Annotated in this window: 14 protein-coding genes; 13 read left to right on the top strand and 1 reads right to left on the bottom strand. The window is 71.4% G+C overall.

Going from position 1 to position 16,398, the window contains the following annotated elements:
- Window positions 1-69: 69 nt before the first annotated feature.
- The 4 genes from FB470_RS32860 (at window position 70) to FB470_RS32845 (ending at window position 3,269) form a co-directional block, all read left to right on the top strand.
- Entirely contained in the window at window positions 70-714 is a 645-nt protein-coding gene (locus FB470_RS32860) for a TetR/AcrR family transcriptional regulator (protein WP_306997918.1), read from the top strand.
- Between the two features lie 106 nt (window positions 715-820).
- Window positions 821-1,636: an alpha/beta fold hydrolase gene (locus tag FB470_RS32855; protein WP_306997916.1), complete on the top strand. Its 816-nt coding sequence runs from the start codon at window positions 821-823 to the stop codon at window positions 1,634-1,636.
- Between the two features lie 5 nt (window positions 1,637-1,641).
- Entirely contained in the window at window positions 1,642-2,508 is an 867-nt protein-coding gene (locus FB470_RS32850; protein ID WP_306997914.1) for a VOC family protein, read from the top strand.
- Window positions 2,508-3,269 carry a 3-hydroxybutyrate dehydrogenase gene (locus FB470_RS32845; RefSeq protein WP_306997912.1) on the top strand — a complete coding sequence of 254 codons (762 nt, stop codon included), beginning with the start codon at window positions 2,508-2,510 and terminating at the stop codon, window positions 3,267-3,269. The genes FB470_RS32850 and FB470_RS32845 overlap by 1 nt, the downstream gene beginning before the upstream one ends.
- Here FB470_RS32845 and FB470_RS32840 read toward each other — a convergent pair.
- Window positions 3,223-3,633 (bottom strand): VOC family protein, encoded by a 411-nt coding sequence (locus tag FB470_RS32840; protein ID WP_306997910.1) that lies wholly within the window; start codon window positions 3,631-3,633, stop codon window positions 3,223-3,225. The genes FB470_RS32845 and FB470_RS32840 overlap by 47 nt on opposite strands.
- Before the next feature lie 91 nt (window positions 3,634-3,724).
- On the opposite strand from FB470_RS32840, the gene FB470_RS32835 reads away from it, so the two are divergent.
- From FB470_RS32835 to FB470_RS32795, 9 genes are all read left to right on the top strand, one after another.
- On the top strand, window positions 3,725-4,744 hold the full coding sequence (locus FB470_RS32835; RefSeq protein WP_306997909.1) for a helix-turn-helix transcriptional regulator: 1,020 nt from the start codon (window positions 3,725-3,727) through the stop codon (window positions 4,742-4,744).
- A 551-nt stretch (window positions 4,745-5,295) separates the two neighbouring features.
- On the top strand, window positions 5,296-6,606 hold the full coding sequence (locus FB470_RS32830; RefSeq protein WP_306997908.1) for an MFS transporter: 1,311 nt from the start codon (window positions 5,296-5,298) through the stop codon (window positions 6,604-6,606).
- Window positions 6,603-7,229: a cysteine hydrolase family protein gene (locus FB470_RS32825; protein WP_306997906.1), complete on the top strand. Its 627-nt coding sequence runs from the start codon at window positions 6,603-6,605 to the stop codon at window positions 7,227-7,229. Before FB470_RS32830 ends, FB470_RS32825 begins: the two co-directional genes overlap by 4 nt.
- A 38-nt stretch (window positions 7,230-7,267) precedes the next feature.
- Window positions 7,268-8,020, top strand: coding sequence for an alpha/beta fold hydrolase (locus FB470_RS32820; protein WP_306997904.1), 753 nt, complete (start codon window positions 7,268-7,270; stop codon window positions 8,018-8,020).
- The gene (locus FB470_RS32815) at window positions 8,017-9,627 is read left to right on the top strand and encodes an FAD-dependent monooxygenase (protein ID WP_306997902.1); all 1,611 of its coding nucleotides are present in this window, start codon (window positions 8,017-8,019) and stop codon (window positions 9,625-9,627) included. The genes FB470_RS32820 and FB470_RS32815 overlap by 4 nt, the downstream gene beginning before the upstream one ends.
- A 19-nt stretch (window positions 9,628-9,646) precedes the next feature.
- Window positions 9,647-11,764 (top strand): hydantoinase/oxoprolinase family protein, encoded by a 2,118-nt coding sequence (locus FB470_RS32810; protein WP_306997900.1) that lies wholly within the window; start codon window positions 9,647-9,649, stop codon window positions 11,762-11,764.
- Entirely contained in the window at window positions 11,761-14,085 is a 2,325-nt protein-coding gene (locus FB470_RS32805) for a hydantoinase B/oxoprolinase family protein (RefSeq protein ID WP_306997897.1), read from the top strand. The genes FB470_RS32810 and FB470_RS32805 overlap by 4 nt, the downstream gene beginning before the upstream one ends.
- Window positions 14,086-14,286: 201 nt before the next feature.
- Window positions 14,287-14,847, top strand: a complete 561-nt coding sequence (locus FB470_RS32800) for a hypothetical protein (protein ID WP_306997895.1) — start codon at window positions 14,287-14,289, stop codon at window positions 14,845-14,847.
- A gap of 1 nt (window position 14,848) precedes the next feature.
- Window positions 14,849-16,282 (top strand): dihydrolipoyl dehydrogenase family protein, encoded by a 1,434-nt coding sequence (locus FB470_RS32795; protein ID WP_306997893.1) that lies wholly within the window; start codon window positions 14,849-14,851, stop codon window positions 16,280-16,282.
- The last annotated feature ends 116 nt before the right edge of the window (window positions 16,283-16,398 follow it).

Below are 16,398 nucleotides of genomic sequence, written 5' to 3'. Positions count from 1 at the left end.
CGGCCGGCCGGGTCGCCGCACGTCGCGCCCGGTGGGGGTGTGCGGTCGAGGCGGACCTATCATGGCGGCATGGTGAGGGATTCCGGCTCCGCGCCGGCTGGTGCCGAATTGGGCACCCGGGAGGTCATCCTGAACGCGGCTCGCGCCCTCGTCGGCGAAAAGGGCTACGACGGCATGGCCATCTCGGACCTGAGTGCGCAGTCCGGGTTCCCGCCCAGCTCGATCTACTACCACTTCGGGAGCAAACTCGGCGTCCTGGCGGCACTGCTCGACCGCACCTTCGACGAGCTGCACGCCTTGTTCCCCAGCCCGTCCTCGTTCGACGGCCTGGCGCCCCTCGAGCGTCTGGAAGCGTGGTTCTCGGCGGCCTGCAGGTCCCTCGACCAGCGGCCGGACTACCTTCAGCTCCTGGTGGCCATCAGCATTGGTCCGCAGAAGGATTCCGAAGCGGTCCAGGCGACCGTGCGCCGTGTCCGCGACTGCGCCCACGCCTCCTGGGTGGACGCGCTCACGCCGATCTTCGCGCCGAACGGCGGCAAGAACAACAAAGCCCTCGTCGAGCAGCTGGCCGTCCTCGGGCGAGCCTTGACGGACGGCCTTTCGGTGGGCAACAGCTTCGACGGCATGAGCTACAGCTCGCAGGTCGCCCCGTTCGTCGCCCTGATCCGCGGCCTGGCCGAGCATCGCGACGGCGGGGCGAAGCGGAAGCGCTGACGGCGCCCGTCGTACTCCGGTCATCCCCTGGCTGACAAGCCGGCCTTGATAATGCCGCCGCCCGTTGTATAGTGAGCGCTACATACAACGGGACGAGGACGGCACAGTGACGAGCACCTTGGATGTCGGAGACGCGCGTCTGGCCTACACCGATTCCGGTTCGGGCAGTCCGGTCGTGTGGCTGCACGGCTCGGGGCCGGGCGCCACCGGGATGAGCAACTTCGGCGGCAACCTGCCCGCCTTCGCCGACCACCGGAACATCGTGGTCGACCTGCCGGGCTGGGGACAGTCCTCGCGGCCGGAAACGGACGAGCCGTTGATCTTCCACGCCGCCGACCGGGTGTGCCGCGCGATGACGGCACTCGGGATCGACCGGGCCCACCTGGTCGGCAACTCCTACGGGGGTGCCGTGGCCATGCGGATCGCGATGCGCTACCCGGATCGCGTGGACCGGCTCGTTCTCATGGCGCCGGGCGGGGTTCTCCCGGCGGACGCGCCGCCGTGGCCCGTCGGGCTCGAACACCTTTTCGCGTACATGGCGGCGGAGAAGCCCTCGCGTGAGGCCATGGCCCGGTTCGTCCGGCTCATGGTGTTCGACGAGTCCCTGGCGACCGAGGCGCTCATCGACGAGCGGTACGAATCGAGCCTCCGGGCGCACCCCGAACTGCCGATCCCCCCGAACTTCGGCGACCTGACCCCCGACCTGGCCCTCATCCAGGCCCCCACGCTGCTCGTGTGGGGCCGGGAAGACCAGACCGTTCCCCTGGCCTGGGCCCCCAAGATCCTCAACGGGATCCCCGACGCCGAGCTGCGCGTACTACCGCACTGCCGGCACTGGGTCCAGTACGAGCGCGCGCCCGAGTTCAACCACATCGTTCGCGAATTTCTGCACGGCGGAGCAGCTGCCGCATCGGAGGGATGACCACGGTGGGTATCAGGAAGCTGGGCTACGTCGGTCTCAACGTCACCGACATCGACGCGTGGGTCGAGCTGCTCGGACGCACGCTGGGGGTCGGCGTCACCCACGCCAAGGTGGGCACGGACGAAATCGCCCTGGCCGAACTCGACGAGTTCAAGTACCGCGTCGCGCTGTATCCGTCTACCGAGGACAGCCCCCGGGAACTGGGGTGGATCGTCGATTCGCCGCGGGAGCTCGAGCGGCTCACACAGCGCCTGGGGGATGCCGGCTTCGCCGTCGCGGAGGGAACCGCGGAGGAGCGGGAGCTGCGCGGAGCCACCCACCTGCGCTGGTTCACCGACCCGGTGGGTTACCGGGTGGAGCTGGCGGTGGGTGAAGCGAAGGTGCGCGTCGGCGCCGACCGCCCGGCCGGTGGTCGCGGCGTCACCGGGCTGGGGCATTTCGTGCTGGCCGGCCCCAACCTCGAGGAGCTTCGCGAGCTGTACGAAACCGTGCTCGAGTTCAAGCTGACCGACTACCGCGCGCCCGGGCTGTTCTTCTTCCGCTGCAACCGGACTCACCACAGCATCGCCCTCGCGGCCGCGGAGACGCCGTCGATCCACCACCTGGAGTTCGAGCACGCCTCGATCGACGACGTCGGGCGGGCCTACGACCGGGCCAAGGCCAACGACGTGCCGATCTCGATCAGCCTCGGCCGCCACATGAACGACAAGGCGATCTCCTTCTACGTCCGCAACCCCAGCGGGTTCCACCTGGAGATCGGATGCGGGGGCATCGAGGTGGGCGACGACTGGGTCCCCCACGACTTCGGTCGCTCCGACGAATGGGGCCACCACCACGCCAGCGCCAATCCCTTCGCTTCCCCGAGGTCGTGATGAACACTCTTCCCGGGCCTGACCTGTCCGGTCGCCGCGCCCTCGTCACCGGCGCGGCGAGCGGAATCGGCGCCGCCGTGGCGACCCGGCTCGCCGCGCTCGGTGCCCACGTCGTCGTGTGCGACATCGACGCCGAGGCCGCGGCGCGGACGGCCGAGCGGATCGGCGGGGAGGCCCTGGCGATCGACTTGAGCCGGACCGCCGACCTGGCCGAGCGGCAGTTCGACGCCGACATCCTGGTCAACAACGCCGGCATCCAGCACGTCGCGCCCGTCGAGCGGTTCGAGCCCGAGCGGTTCGCCTTCATGCTGCGCCTGATGCTGGAGGCGCCGTTCCTGTTGAGCCGCGCCGTATTGCCGAACATGTACGAACGCGGCTGGGGGCGGATCGTCCACATCTCGAGCATCCACGGCCTGCGGGCGAGCGCCTACAAGTCCGCCTACGTCAGCGCCAAGCACGGGCTGCTGGGCCTGTCGAAGGTCATCGCACTGGAGGGCGCGGCGAAGGGCGTGACCAGCAACTGTGTGTGCCCCGGGTACGTGCGCACTCCGTTGGTCGAGAACCAGCTGGCCGACCAGGCGGCTGTGCACGAGCTGACCACCGATGAAGTGCTGTCGCAGGTGCTGCTGGCGAGGTCGGCGGTGAAACGCCTGATCGAGCCGGACGAAGTCGCCGGCGCGGTGGCGTACCTGTGCTCACCCGAGGCGACGTCCATCACCGGGACCGAACTGGTCCTCGACGGGGGCTGGGGCGCTTCGTGACCGGGGTGAAGAAGTTGACCAGGTTGCCGTCGGGGTCGCGGAACAGGAGTGCGCGGTTGCCCCAGGGCATCGTGGTGGGTTCGTTGAGGACGTCCGTCACGAAGCCGGTCAGGTTCTGGTGCACGCGGTCCACGTCGTCGACCTGGAACTCGATGATGACGCTGCGGTTGGCGGCCGGGTGGGCGGAGCCGGGCGCGAACAGGGGAACGGTGCGGGTGCCGGCGATCGCGAGGGTGGCCGAGGCCGTCCTGAGCTCGGCGAAGTCCTCGTTGGCCCAGTTCGCCCGCACCGCGGTGGCGCGCTCGTAGAAGTCGACGAGGCGGGCGACGTCGCCGGTGATGATGCGGATCGAGACGAAGTCCATGGGTTCACTCCTGGTCGGTCGGTGCTGCTGACCGCACGCTAGGACGAATACCGGGCAGAACCCGCCCGGTACAGGTGGCAGACTTCCGGGCATGTCCCGCCCCATCGCTCGCGTGCTCACCCTGCTGGAGCTCCTGCAGTCGGGGGGCACCCGGACGGTGGCCGAACTCGCCGGCCGGCTCGGTGTGGACGAGCGCACGGTGCGGCGGTACGTCGACCACCTCGTCGACCTCGACGTGCCCGTGGAGTCGGTGCGCGGTCGCTACGGCGGCTACCGGCTCGCCTCCGGTTACCGCATGCCGCCGCTCATGTTGAGCGACGACGAAGCACTCGCCGTGCTGCTCGGCCTGATCGCCGGGCGCCGGGCCGGCATGATGACCGCCACCGGCACGGCGAGCGAGACGGCGGCGGCCAAGATCCGGCGGGTGCTGCCCGAGCGGCTCGGCCGCCGGCTCGACGCCGTGCTCGGCTCCATCGCCTTCACGGCTCCAGCCGGTGAGCCGATCGCCCCGGAGGCCGCGGTCCTGCTCGCGATCGCCGACGCGGTGAGCCACCACCGGCCGGTCTCGATCCGGTACACCGCCGCCGACGGCCGGCGCAGCGAACGCACCCTGCACCCGTACGGGCTCGTCGCCCACTCGGGCAGGTGGTACGTGACGGGCACCGATCCCGCGATCGGCGAAGACCGGACGTTCCGGCTGGATCGCATCGCCGGCGCGCGGCCCCTGCCCGGCTCGTTCGACCCGCCGGGAGGGCTCGACCCCGCGGAGCGCGTCCTGACGGGACTCGCCACCGTTCCCTACCGCCACGAGGTGACTCTGCGGATCCAGGGGACTGCCGAGCAGATCCGCGCGCGGCTTCCCGCCGGCGTCGCGATCGTGGCGGAGTCGCCGCCGGTGAGCGGCGCCGACTCCGACACCGATCACTGGTCCCGGGTCGAACTGCGGGTGGAACGGCTCGACTGGCTGCCCGGCGTGCTCGCGTCGCTGGACCTGCCGTTCGTCATCGAACGACCCGACGAGCTCCGTGACCTCGTCCTGGCACTCGCCGGCCGGCTCACGCAGTCGGCCCGGCGAAGTTCGCCTCGGGCAGGCCCAGGACGCGGCGCGTAGCGGCGGGTTGAGCGCCCCTCGCGCTACCACTACATCAAGGGCAGGGACGACCTGCTCGGCATGCTCGTGTCGGGGCTGACCGAGACCGCGGCCGCCGATCTGGCCGCTCCTCGAAGCCAGTGACGGCAGTGCGCACGATCACGCTGCGGATCTGCGCCCACCCGAGGCTTTCCGCCGGCGGCACGAGACGTACCGGCTGTGTTGAGCGTTCCATAAGAGACGCGCGCCGGGTTTCGGCGTGGACGCCCGGCTCGTGGATCCAACCCGAGTGAGCACGGCGGAGTCACGAGGTCCGGACCCACCCGCTCCGGCCACTGTGGATCGTCTGCGTTGAACGCCTCGGCGGCGGCACCCGGGGAGCCGCGGGTTCCCCTGAGCGGTAGCCAACGGTTTTTCGATGTTGTAGAGTGAGCGCTACATACAGAACAGGATGGGTCCCGGCTCCCGCGCGCTTCCAGCGGTGTCCCCAGGGCCCTCTCGGGGGGCTGCCTGACCGCCGCAACGAAGCGAGGTTTCCCTTGAACGTCCTCGAACAGGTGAAGAATTCACCGATGAGCCGCGCCCAGGTGAGAGCGGTCGCCCTGTGCCTCGTGATCAACCTGATCGACGGGTTCGACCTTCTGGTCACGTCCTACGTCGGGCCGGCGATCACCCGTGAGTGGAGCCTGTCCCCGTCGGCGGTCGGCGTGCTGCTCAGCGGCGGGCTGGCCGGGATGGCCATCGGCGGGCTCGTCCTCGCCCCGCTGGCCGACCGCGTCGGACGCCGGCGGCTCACCCTCGGGTGCCTCGCCCTGGCCGCGCTGGGCATGCTCGCCGCCGCCGTCTCGCAGGACTTCGGCCAGCTGCTGGCCTGCCGGCTCGTGACCGGCGCGGCGGTGGGTGCGATGGCGGCCAGCCTGCCGGTGCTCACCTCCGAGTACGCGAACCACCGGCGCAGGGGGCTCGTGGTCGCGTTGATCACCACCGGCTACGGCCTGGGCTCGGTCATCGCCGGGATCGCCTCGAGCGCTCTGCTGGGTGCGTTCGGCTGGCGATCGGTCTTCGTGTTCGGCTGCGTCGTCACGGCGATCCTCTTCACCGTCGCGCTGCGCTACTTGCCCGAGTCGATGGACTACCTCGTCGCCCGCCGGCCGCGCCAGGCGCTGGACAAGCTCAACCGGATCCTCGGCTCGATGGGCCGTGCTCCGGTCGCGGACCTGCCCGCGGCGCCGCCGGCGTCGCGGAAGGTCGCCCTCGACGCGCTGTTCCGCGGGAGCAACGCCGTCCGGACCCTTCTCGTCTGGGTGGCCTTCATCGCGGCGCAGCTCATGTTCTACTTCGCCAGCTCGTGGACGCCGAGCTTGCTGTTGAAGGCGGGGATGTCCAACCAGCAGGGCATCAGCGGGGGCGTTCTGTTCAGTCTCGGCGGGGTCACCGGCGCGGTCCTGTTCGGACTGCTGGCCGCCCGCGCCGGGACCCGGCGGCTGACCGCCGCCTACTTCGGCGTCGGCGCCCTCGCTCTCATCCTGTTCTCCGTTTCCCTCGGCACGCTGGCCACCGCGCTGGTCGTGGCGGTGCTCGTCGGGCTGTTCCTCAACGGCACGGTCTCCGGGATGACCGTCATCATCCCGAGCCTGTACCCGGCCGAAGCCCGCGCGACGGCTCTCGGCCTGGCCGTCGCGGTGAGCAGGCTCGGCGCCGTCCTGGCGCCGCTGATCGCCGGCTTCCTGCTGCAGGCCGGCTGGGCCCCCGGGTCGATGTTCCGGGCCTTCGCGATCCCGGGCGTGATCGGTGCGCTCGTGACGATCCTGCTCATCCGGTTCGGGCGTGCGTCCCGGAATGCCACGAACCAGCCTGTCGAAAGTGCGGTGGCGGAAGCATGAGCAGCCCGGTGATCGACGTGGACCGCACCGCGGTGCTGGTCATCGACATGCAGAACGACTTCGTCGAGGAGGGCGCACCGCTGGAGTTCCCCGAAGGGCGGCGCGTGGTCCCCGCGATCCAGAAGGTGCTCGGCGCCGCGCGCAGCCGGAAGATGCCGGTCCTCCACGCCGCGCACGTCCACCGTCCCGGCGGGGCCGACATGGGCGTCCATCGCGAGCTGTACCCGCCGGTGGCGGCGGGGGAGGCGCTGGTCGACGGAGAGCGCGGGGCGGAGATCCATCCCGGACTCACCCCGCTTCCCGGGGAACCGGTGATCAAGAAGCACCGCTACAACGCCTTCTACGCCACGGACCTGGAGCTCATCCTGCGTGGGCTCGGCGTGGAGACGGTGGTCCTCACCGGGATGACGACCGAATGCTGCGTGCTCGGCACGGCCCGCGGGGCACTGGAACGCGGGTTCCGCTCCGTGGTGGTCTCGGATGCGTGCGCGTCCTGTGACTACCCGGACCTCGGGGCCGGCCCGATGCCGGCCGCGGAGATGCACCTGGCCGCGTTGCGGGTGATGGCGCTGACCTCCTCGCAGCTGATCGCCACCGGCGAGTTCCTGGCGCGGCTGTCGTGACGAGCGGCCCGACGTACCATCCAGCGAGGAGGCGGTAGGTGCCGGCCACATCAGATCTCGTGCTGCTCCACGGCGGTGGGCCAGGCGTGGATGCCGCGAGCAACTGGGCGAGCGTGCGCCCCAGGTTCGCCGGCGGGTTCCGCTGTCTGGCGCCGGATCTGCTCGGGTTCGGCTCGCAGATCGCCGGGACGGGCGGGCTCAAGGGGCCGCAGGCGTGGGCTCTGGCGCGGGCCGGGCAGGTCGTGGACCTCCTCGACCAGCACGGGCTGGACCGCGTGCACGTCGTCGGCAACTCGGCGGCGGGCGGAGCCGCGGCACTGGCGTTGCTGTCGGTGGCGCCCGACCGGGTCGACCGCGCGGTCGTCATGGGGGGAGCCGGGACCGGGCCGCCGCCTCCGGCGGTTCCCTTCTACGACAACCCGACCAGGAAGTCCATGCGGGCCACCCTCGGCCGGCTGGTCGCGGACGAGAGCGTCCACGAAGAACTGCTCGACGAGCTCACCGGGCTGCGGCTGCGGCAAGCCCTTCGCCCCGGCGCCGAGCCGGCCTTCCGGTCGATGTTCGCCGACGGCGCCGGCGGCCCCCCGCCGGTCGATCTCACCAAGATCGCCAACCCGGTCCTCGCGCTGCACGGGGAGCGCGACCGGGTCTCGCCGGTGGAGGTTTCCCAGCGCCTCGTCGACGCCCTGCCACACGGTCGCCTGCAGGTGGTGGCGGGGGCCGGGCACTGGATCCACGTCGACCGGCCGGATGAGTTCTGCAGCCTGGTGGAGGAGTTCCTGAACGCATGACACAGCACACTGAAGACCGGACCGGGGTCCTGGTCGTCGGCGCCGGCCCCGCCGGCCTGACCCTGGCCATCGACCTGGCCCGGCGCGGCGTGGCCTGTCACGTCGTGGAGGCCACCGAAGAGCGGGGCGTCAACCCGCGGTGCAACACCACGTCGGCGCGGTCGATGGAGATCTTCCGGCGGCTCGGGCTGGCCGACGAGATCCGCCGAGCCGGGCTGCCCGAGGACTACCCGACGTCGATCCACTACCGGACGACGTTGACGGGCGAGGAGATCTTCCGCATCGACCTCCCGTCGGCCGGCGACGTGCTGGCCGGTGCGGGCAAGGAGACCTGGCCGACGCCGGAGCCGCAGCACCGGATCTCGCAGCTCTACCTCGAGCCCGTTCTGGAGCGGCACGCGAGCCGGCTGCCCGGGCTGACGCTCGAGCGCGGTACCCGGCTGGTCGAACTGCGGCAGCACGACGACCACGTCGAGGCCGTCGTGGAGACCGCCGGGGTGCGTCGCACCGTGCACTGCGCCTACGTGGTCGGCTGCGACGGCGCCCACAGCACCGTCCGCCGTCAGCTGGGCATCCGGTACGAAGGCGTCGACGCGATCCAGCGGTTCGTGTCGACCTTCGTCCGCTCGCCGGAGCTGGGGCGGCTGACCGCGGGGGACCGGGCCTGGACCTACTGGACCTACGGCCGCCGGATCGCGTCGTTGATCGCTATCGACGGGGAATCACTGTGGCTCAACCACGTCGCCTTCGCCCCGGACCACGACACCGAGGGCGAGGACCCGGAACAGCTGCTGCGGGAGTCCGTGGGACAGCCCGTCGAGCACGAGGTGCTCGGCGTGGTGCGCTGGACCGGTCGCCGGCTCGTCGCCCAGCGGTACCGCGCGGGGCGGGTGTTCCTGGCCGGCGACGCCGCCCACATCTGGATCCCGGTCGGGGGGTTCGGCATGAACGCCGGTATCCAGGACGCGGCGACGCTCAGCTGGATGCTGGCCGCCGTGCACCACGGCTGGGCTCCGCCGGAGCTGCTGGACGCGTACGAGCTGGAGCGCAAGCCGGTCGGTGAGCAATTCGCCGCCGCCGTGGGCTCCCAGGCGCGCACGGCGTTCGCGGACGTCTCGCCGGACATCCACCTGCCCGGCCCGGACGGCGAGCGGGCGCGGGCGGAGTTCGCCGGGCGGCTGGCCGAGACCGAGCCGCGGCGGTATTCCCCCGACGGGTTCAGCTTCGGCTACCACTACGCGCGTTCGCCCTTGGTGGTCGGCGGCGAAGACCATGCCGAGATCACGATGGGGGACTACCAGGACCGCGCGCGGCCCGGGTTCCGGCTGCCGCACGTCTGGCTCGACGACGGCCGGCCGGTGCTCGACGTCCTCGGCCCCGGCTTCACGCTGCTGCGGACGGATCCGGGCGTCGCCGTGACGCCGTGGACGCTGGCGGCGCGCGAGCTCGGGATCCCGCTCACCGTCGTCGACCTGCCCGGCGGGTACCCCGCCGAGCTGCTGCTCGTGCGCCCGGACCAGCACGTCGCCTGGATGGGCGGTGCGGACGCCCGTCCCGAGGAGCTCCTCCACACAGCCACCGGGCGCGTCGCGGCCCGCCAGCGGTAGAGACCACCAGGAGAAACGCATGCCATACGCACTGGGCATCGACGTGGGCGGCACGTTCACCGACGCGGTCGCCTCCGACGGCGCCGGCCGGATCGTGTCGGCCAAGACGCCGACGACCCCGCCGAACCGCGAGGCCGGTGTCATGCGCGCGATCGAGGACCTCGCCGCTGAGCTGGGTATCGACGTCGGCGAGCTGCTCGCGCAGACCGACTACATCGCCCACGGCACGACGGCTTCGATCAACGCCCTGGTCCAGGGGCAGGTGGCCGACGTCGGGCTGATCGCCACCAAGGGCCACCGGGACGCGATCTACATCATGAACGCCGAGGGCCGCACCCTCGGCCGGTCGGCCCACGAGATCCAGGACACGCTGCGCCAGCGCAAGCCCGCGCAGCTGATCCCGAAGTACCGGGCCCTGGAGGTCACCGAGCGGATCGACCATGCCGGGAAGGTCCTGGTGCCGCTGGACGAGGACGAGGTGCGCCGCGTCGCGCGGTCCCTGGTGGACCAGGGCGTCGAGGCGATCGCGGTCTGCCTGCTGTGGTCGTTCAAGAACGGGGCCCACGAGCAGCGCGTCCGCGAGCTGATCCACGAGATCGCCCCGGACATGTACGTCACGTTGTCCTCGGAGGTCAGTCCCCGCATCCGCGAGTTCGCGCGGACCTCCACGACGATCATGAACGCCCAGGTGGGGCCCCGGTTGCGCACGTACCTGCTGCCGCTGCAGAAGCACCTGGAGGCAGGCGGGCTCAAGGGGCCGCTGCTGGTCATGCAGAGCGAGGGCGGCACCATCACCGCGGACCGGGCTCCGGAGCACGCCATCACCACCGTGGGGTCCGTGCTTTCCGGCGGGGTCGTCGGCGGGATGCGCCTGGCCGGGCAACTGGGCCACCGCAACGTGATCACCACCGACGTCGGCGGCACGACGTTCCTCGCGGGACTGATCGTCGACGGCGAGCCGGTCATGGCGCCGGGCTCCATCGTCAACCAGTTCCCGATCAACGCGGCGACGATCCGCGTGCACACCATCGGTTCGGGCGGCGGCGCGCTCGCCTCCGTCGACGAGGGCGGGAACCTGCGGCTCGGCCCGCAGAGCGCCGAAGCCGTCCCCGGCCCGGCCTGCTACGGCAACGGTGGCACGCGGCCCACGAACACCGACGCCAACCTGGTATTGGGCATCCTGAGCGAGCGCGGCCTGCTCGGTGGCCGCAAGCCGCTGCGGCTGGACCTGGCGCGGGAAGCGATCCGCGAGCACGTCGCCGAACCGCTCGGCCTCACCGTCGAAGAAGCCGCCATCGCCATCCACGAGGTGCAGAACGCGCAGGCGGGCGACCTGCTGCGCCGGGCCGTGGTGCAGGCCGGCTACGACCCCCGCGACTTCGTCGCCTACGCCTTCGGCGGCGCCGGGCCGGCCCACTGCGCGGGCTATTGCCAGGACCTGGGCGTGAGCGAGGTCGTCGTGCCGCTCGGTCCGGTCGCGTCGGCCTTCTCGGCGTACGGCCTGGCGGCTTCGGATGTCGCGTTGAGCGCCGAGCTGTCCGATCCGTCGTCGTTCCCCGTCGACCACACCGTGCTCGAATCGCACTTCGCGCAGCTGGAGGCCGATCTGCAGCGCGCGCTGGAGGCGCAGAAGGTGAAGTTCCACGACGTCTCGCTGCACCGCGAGATCGATCTGCGCTATTCGATGCAGGTCACCGAGCTCGCGACGGCCGTCCCGGACGCGGAGTTCACCGAGCACACCGGGAACGAGATCCTCGCGCGGTTCGAGGAGCAGTACGAGCGCATCAACGGCAGCGGTGCCGGTTACCGCGAGGCCGGCGTGGAGGCGATCACCTACCGGGTGCGGGCGAAGGCGGGCCTCGGCTTCCCGGTCAGCCTTCCCGTCGTCCCGGAGGCGGACAGCCCCGATCCGGCGGACGCTCTGCTCGGGGAACGCTCCGTGTGCCTCGACTCGCAGATCGGCTTCGTGCCGACCCCGGTCTACGACTACGCACGGCTGCGGGCGGGCCACGAGCTCGTCGGGCCGGCCATCGTCGATGTGCCGACCACGGTGGTCGTGGTTCCCGCCGGGGTCACCGGCCGCGTCGACCACCTCGGCAACCTCGTGCTGCGCTACCAGTGGGGACAACTCCCATGACATCCAAGATCCCCGGGGCCGACGAGTTCACCAGCCGGCCCATGCCGCGCGAGGAGCTGCTGCGGCAGATCTCGCCCACCCTGCCCCTGCACCAGGTCGACGCCGGGCAGGCCGACCAGGTCGACGCCCTGACCTACGAGGTCGTCCGGCACCGGCTGTGGGCGATCACCCAGGAAATGGGGGAGACGCTGCGGCGGATGTCGGGCTCGCACGTGGTCACCGAGTCCAACGACTTCAACTTCTCCATCTGCGACGAGCTCGGCGAGCAGGTCCAGGTCGGCACCTACAACATCGGCCTCATCGGCTCGATGGACCTGGCCATCACCTGGACCCTGCGCAACCGCAGCGACAACCCCGGCATCGCCGAAGGCGACATGTTCCTGTGCAACGACCCGTGGATCGGTGGCGGGCTGCACCAGAACGACGCCGCGATCCTGGCGCCGGTCTTCCACGACGGCAAGCTGTTCGGCTGGACGACGGCCATCGCCCACCAGGTCGACCTGGGCGGGCCGCGGCCCGGCTCCTTCAGCCCGTCGGCCCAGGACGTGTTCGGCGAGGCCGTGCCGACGCCCCCGATGAAGGTCGTGCGCGGCGGGGTGCTGCAGCGCGATGTCGCCGACGCCTGGGTCCGCCGGTCGCGGCTGCCGCACCTGGTGGGGCTCGACCTCCGGGCCAAGATCGCGGCCAACAAGAACGCGGCCGAGCAGATCCTCCGGCTCATCACCAAGTACGGCGCCGACACCGTCAAGGCGGTGATGCACCGGATGATGGACGACGCCGAACGCCGGCTGCGGGCCAAGCTCGAGACCCTGCCGGACGGGACGTGGTCGGCGGTCGGCTACCAGGAGCAGTCGCAGACCGGCGACCGCGGCCTGCACGCCATCAAGGTCGCGATGACCAAGGAAGCCGACCGGCTCGTCTTCGACTTCCGCGGCACCGCCGGGCAGACCGGCATCATCAACTGCCCCTACCCGGGGCTGCGCGCGGGCATCGTCTTCACGATGCTGCCGCTGCTGGCCGGGGACATCCCGTGGGCCGCGGGCGGGCTGATGCGCTGCTTCGAGATCGTCACCGACGAGGACACCATCACCAACGCGTCCTTCCCGGCCGCGGTGGGCAAGGGCCCGTTCGGCCCGGCCTGGGGATCGGGCAACCTGGTCGCCGAGGTGCTCGCCAAGATGCTGGACGCCGAACCCGCCCACCGCACCGACGTGCAATCCATCTGCAACGGCACCACCGACCTCTGCGTGGTGTCCGGTGTGGACACCCGCGGCGGGGGCAGCAAGGGCTTCGTCTCACCGGTCTTCGACGTCATGGCCGGTGGCTACGGAGCACAGGTGTACCACGACGGCGTCGACACCGGCGGCCGGTTGATCATCCCCTCGGCGCGGGCACCGGACGTCGAAATGACCGAGTACCTCTACCCGCTCGTGGCGCTGTGGCGCCGTGAGCAGACCGACTCCGGCGGGCCGGGCCGGCAGCGGGGCGGGATGAGCGGCTCGGTCTGCTACGTGCAGCACCCCGACCAGAACGGGACGATGTCGCTGGTCGTCTCCGGAACCGGCAAGGTCGCGAACCAGAACGTCGGCCTGGCGGGCGGGTATCCCGGCAACTCCCAGCTCGACCTGGTCGTGCGGGGGGTGCACGAACCCCAGTTGGCCCAGGCGGTCACCATCCCCGCCGACCTGGGCGAGCTGGGCGGGGAGATCGAGGTGCTGCCGTGTGAAGGGGAGTCGGACCTGGGCCCCGGCGACGCGCTCTACCTGCACTGGCAGGCCGGTGGCGGGTACGGCGACCCGTTGCTCCGCTCGCCGGACAGTGTGCGCGAGGACGTGTTGCAGGTTCGGGTGTCGGCAGAGGCGGCGCGGGACGTCTACGGCGTCGTGCTCCGCGACGACGGCGAAGTGGACGTGACCGCGACCGGCCGAGCCCGCCAGACGTTGCGGCAGCGGCGAGCATCCGACGCCGAAGTTCCCGGCCCCCGCTTCCTGCCGACGGGCACACCGGACCTGAGCCAGGTGCGCCGGCTCGACGACAACCTCGCCGTCCGGGAATCGCCGGATGGCGGGACGGTGATGTGCGTCCACTGTGGCACCGAGATCGGGCCTCTGGCCGGGGGCGAGTTCGTCACGGCGCTGGCTCGCCGGGACGCGGCGCCCACCGAAGCGGGCCCCCACATCTGGCCCGACCCGGAGGAGTACGTCGACGCGGAGATCGTCTTCCGGCAGCTGCTCTGCCCCGGCTGCCTGACCGCGGTCCACTCCCGCGTCGTCCCGGCCGACCACCCGCTGCCGGCCGACGAATACCGGGGCTGGGCATGAGTTCGCGCACGCTTCGCTGTTCACCGGAGGAGAGGGGGTGAGGCTCACGGTGATCCGATCCGCGACCGAGGAAGTTCTCGGGAGACCCATCCGATGAAGTAGAACGTTCGGTATTGACAACGGCCGGTCACCCGTCCATGCTGGATCGAGATAGAACGTTCGGTCTTGTTGGAAGTTCTCCGCAGTCTCGAAGGGATCATCGTGACCACCGTTGACTCACCCGCCGCCGGCGGAATCGCACATGCGCTGCGCCGGCTGTACTTCGTGCGGTTCGCCTTCGCCATCGTGTGGGCGGTTCTGCTGTTCGTCACCACCAAGTCGGAGATCGGGGCGGTCGGCGTCGTCCTGGTCGTCCTGTACCCGCTGTTCGACGTCGCCGCCGCGATCGTGGACGCCCGGTCGTCCCGCGCCACCGGGTCGGCTCGCGGTCTGTACGTCAACATCGTGATCAGCCTGGCCGCGGCCGTCGGTGTGGGCGTGGCCGCCTCGTCCGGCGTGCCGGCGGTGCTGAGGGTGTGGGGTGCCTGGGCGATCGTCGCCGGGCTGGTCCAGCTGATCGTGGCCATCGTCCGTCGCAAGATGGGTGGTCAGTGGCCGATGATCCTCAGCGGCGGGATCTCGGTGCTGGCCGGCGCCAACTTCGTCATCGGCGCCTCCGCGGCGAACCCGTCGTTGTCCACTGTGGCCGGTTACGCCGTTCTCGGTGGCATCTTCTTCCTCGTCTCGGCGATCCGCCTCGGCGGCGCCGCCAAGGGCAACTGACATGAGCGCCTACGACGTCATCGTCATCGGTGCCGGCCCGGTGGGGGAGAACGTGGCCGACCGGGTGGTGCAGGGCGGGCTGACCGCCGCCATCGTCGAGCGGGAACTGGTCGGCGGTGAGTGCTCCTACTGGGCGTGCATGCCGACCAAGGCGTTGCTGCGCAGCGGGGCGGCGCTCCGCGCGGCCCGGCAGGTTCCGGGAGCGCGGGAGGCGGTGACGGGTGAGCTGGACGTGGCGGCGGTGCTGCGCCGTCGTGACTCCTTCGCGTCGAACTGGCAGGACGACGCGCAGGTGTCCTGGCTGGAGTCGGTGGGTGTGCCGCTGTACCGCGGGCACGGCCGGATCGCCTCCGACCGGGTCGTCGCGGTGACCGGCGCCGACGGCACGACCACGACGTTGACCGCGCGGCACGCGGTCGTCGTCGCCACCGGCAGTGGCGCGCTGGTCCCGGACATCGAAGGCCTCCGCGAGGCGAAGCCGTGGACCAGCCGGGAAACGGTGGCGGCCGAGTCCGTGCCGGCCCGGCTCGCGGTCATCGGCGGTGGGGTGGTGGCCTCGGAGATGGCGACGGCGTTCAGCGAACTGGGGTCGTCGGTGACCATGCTGGCCCGTGACGGTGTGCTGCACCTCCACGAGCCGTTCGTCGGCGAGCAGGTCGCGGAGTCGTTGCGGGACAAGGGTGTTTCGGTGCGGGCCGGTGCCGAGGCCGGGTCCGTCGAACGCAACGCCGACGGCACGGTGGTCATCACGCTCACCGACGGCGAGCGGATCGAAGCCGACGAGCTCCTCGTCGCGATCGGGCGGACGCCGAACACCCAGGACATCGGCCTGGAGACGGCCGGCCTGAAGCCGGGCGCCTGGCTCACGGTCGACGACACCATGCGGGTCCTCGGGGAGGGCGGTGCCCCGGTCGGCGACGGGTGGCTCTACGCCGCCGGCGACGTGAACCGGCGCGTGCTGCTCACCCACCAGGGCAAGTACCAGGCCCGTGCGGTCGGGGACATCATCGTGGCCCGCGCCAAAGGAGAGCCCGTCGACGACGCCCCCTGGGGCCGGCACGCGGCGACCGCCGACGAACGCGCGGTGCCGCAGGTGGTCTTCACCGACCCGGAAATCGCGTCGGTGGGGCTCACCGCGGCCCAGGCCGAGGCGGCCGGGCTGCGGATCCGGGTCGTGGACCACGACCTGGCCGCCACCGCCGGGTCCGCCCTGCACGCCGAGGGTTACCGGGGGCACGCCCGGATGGTCGTCGACGAGGACCGCGAGGTGATCGTCGGCTTCACCCTCGCCGGCCCGGACGTCGCGGAGATGCTGCACGCGGCGACGATCGCCGTGGCCGGCGAGGTGCCGCTGGACCGGCTCTGGCACGCGGTCCCGGCTTTCCCCACTGTCAGCGAGGTGTGGCTGCGGCTGCTGGAAGCCTACGGCCGCTGAACTCGCCCGGCCGGTGCCCCGTCCCGCCGCGATCCGGCGGGGCGGGGCACCGGCGCATCGCGGATCCGGGCCGGGCCGCGGCCGGGATCGGAAGAGTGGAGTCGACGGCCGCAGGG

The organism is Amycolatopsis thermophila (assembly GCF_030814215.1).
GTDB lineage: Bacteria > Actinomycetota > Actinomycetes > Mycobacteriales > Pseudonocardiaceae > Amycolatopsis_E > Amycolatopsis_E thermophila.
This window is presented reverse-complemented; position numbering and strand designations above follow the sequence as displayed.

Excerpts from the sequence above, each read along its gene's own strand:
- FB470_RS32860 (WP_306997918.1), top strand. The coding sequence starts at position 70 with ATGGTGAGGGATTCCGGCTCCGCGCCGGCTGGTGCCGAATTGGGCACC.
- FB470_RS32845 (WP_306997912.1), top strand. The coding sequence starts at position 2,508 with ATGAACACTCTTCCCGGGCCTGACCTGTCCGGTCGCCGCGCCCTCGTC.
- FB470_RS32840 (WP_306997910.1), bottom strand. The coding sequence starts at position 3,633 with ATGGACTTCGTCTCGATCCGCATCATCACCGGCGACGTCGCCCGCCTC.
- FB470_RS32835 (WP_306997909.1), top strand. The coding sequence starts at position 3,725 with ATGTCCCGCCCCATCGCTCGCGTGCTCACCCTGCTGGAGCTCCTGCAG.
- FB470_RS32830 (WP_306997908.1), top strand. The coding sequence starts at position 5,296 with ATGAGCCGCGCCCAGGTGAGAGCGGTCGCCCTGTGCCTCGTGATCAAC.
- FB470_RS32825 (WP_306997906.1), top strand. The coding sequence starts at position 6,603 with ATGAGCAGCCCGGTGATCGACGTGGACCGCACCGCGGTGCTGGTCATC.
- FB470_RS32815 (WP_306997902.1), top strand. The coding sequence starts at position 8,017 with ATGACACAGCACACTGAAGACCGGACCGGGGTCCTGGTCGTCGGCGCC.
- FB470_RS32810 (WP_306997900.1), top strand. The coding sequence starts at position 9,647 with ATGCCATACGCACTGGGCATCGACGTGGGCGGCACGTTCACCGACGCG.
- FB470_RS32805 (WP_306997897.1), top strand. The coding sequence starts at position 11,761 with ATGACATCCAAGATCCCCGGGGCCGACGAGTTCACCAGCCGGCCCATG.
- FB470_RS32795 (WP_306997893.1), top strand. The coding sequence starts at position 14,849 with ATGAGCGCCTACGACGTCATCGTCATCGGTGCCGGCCCGGTGGGGGAG.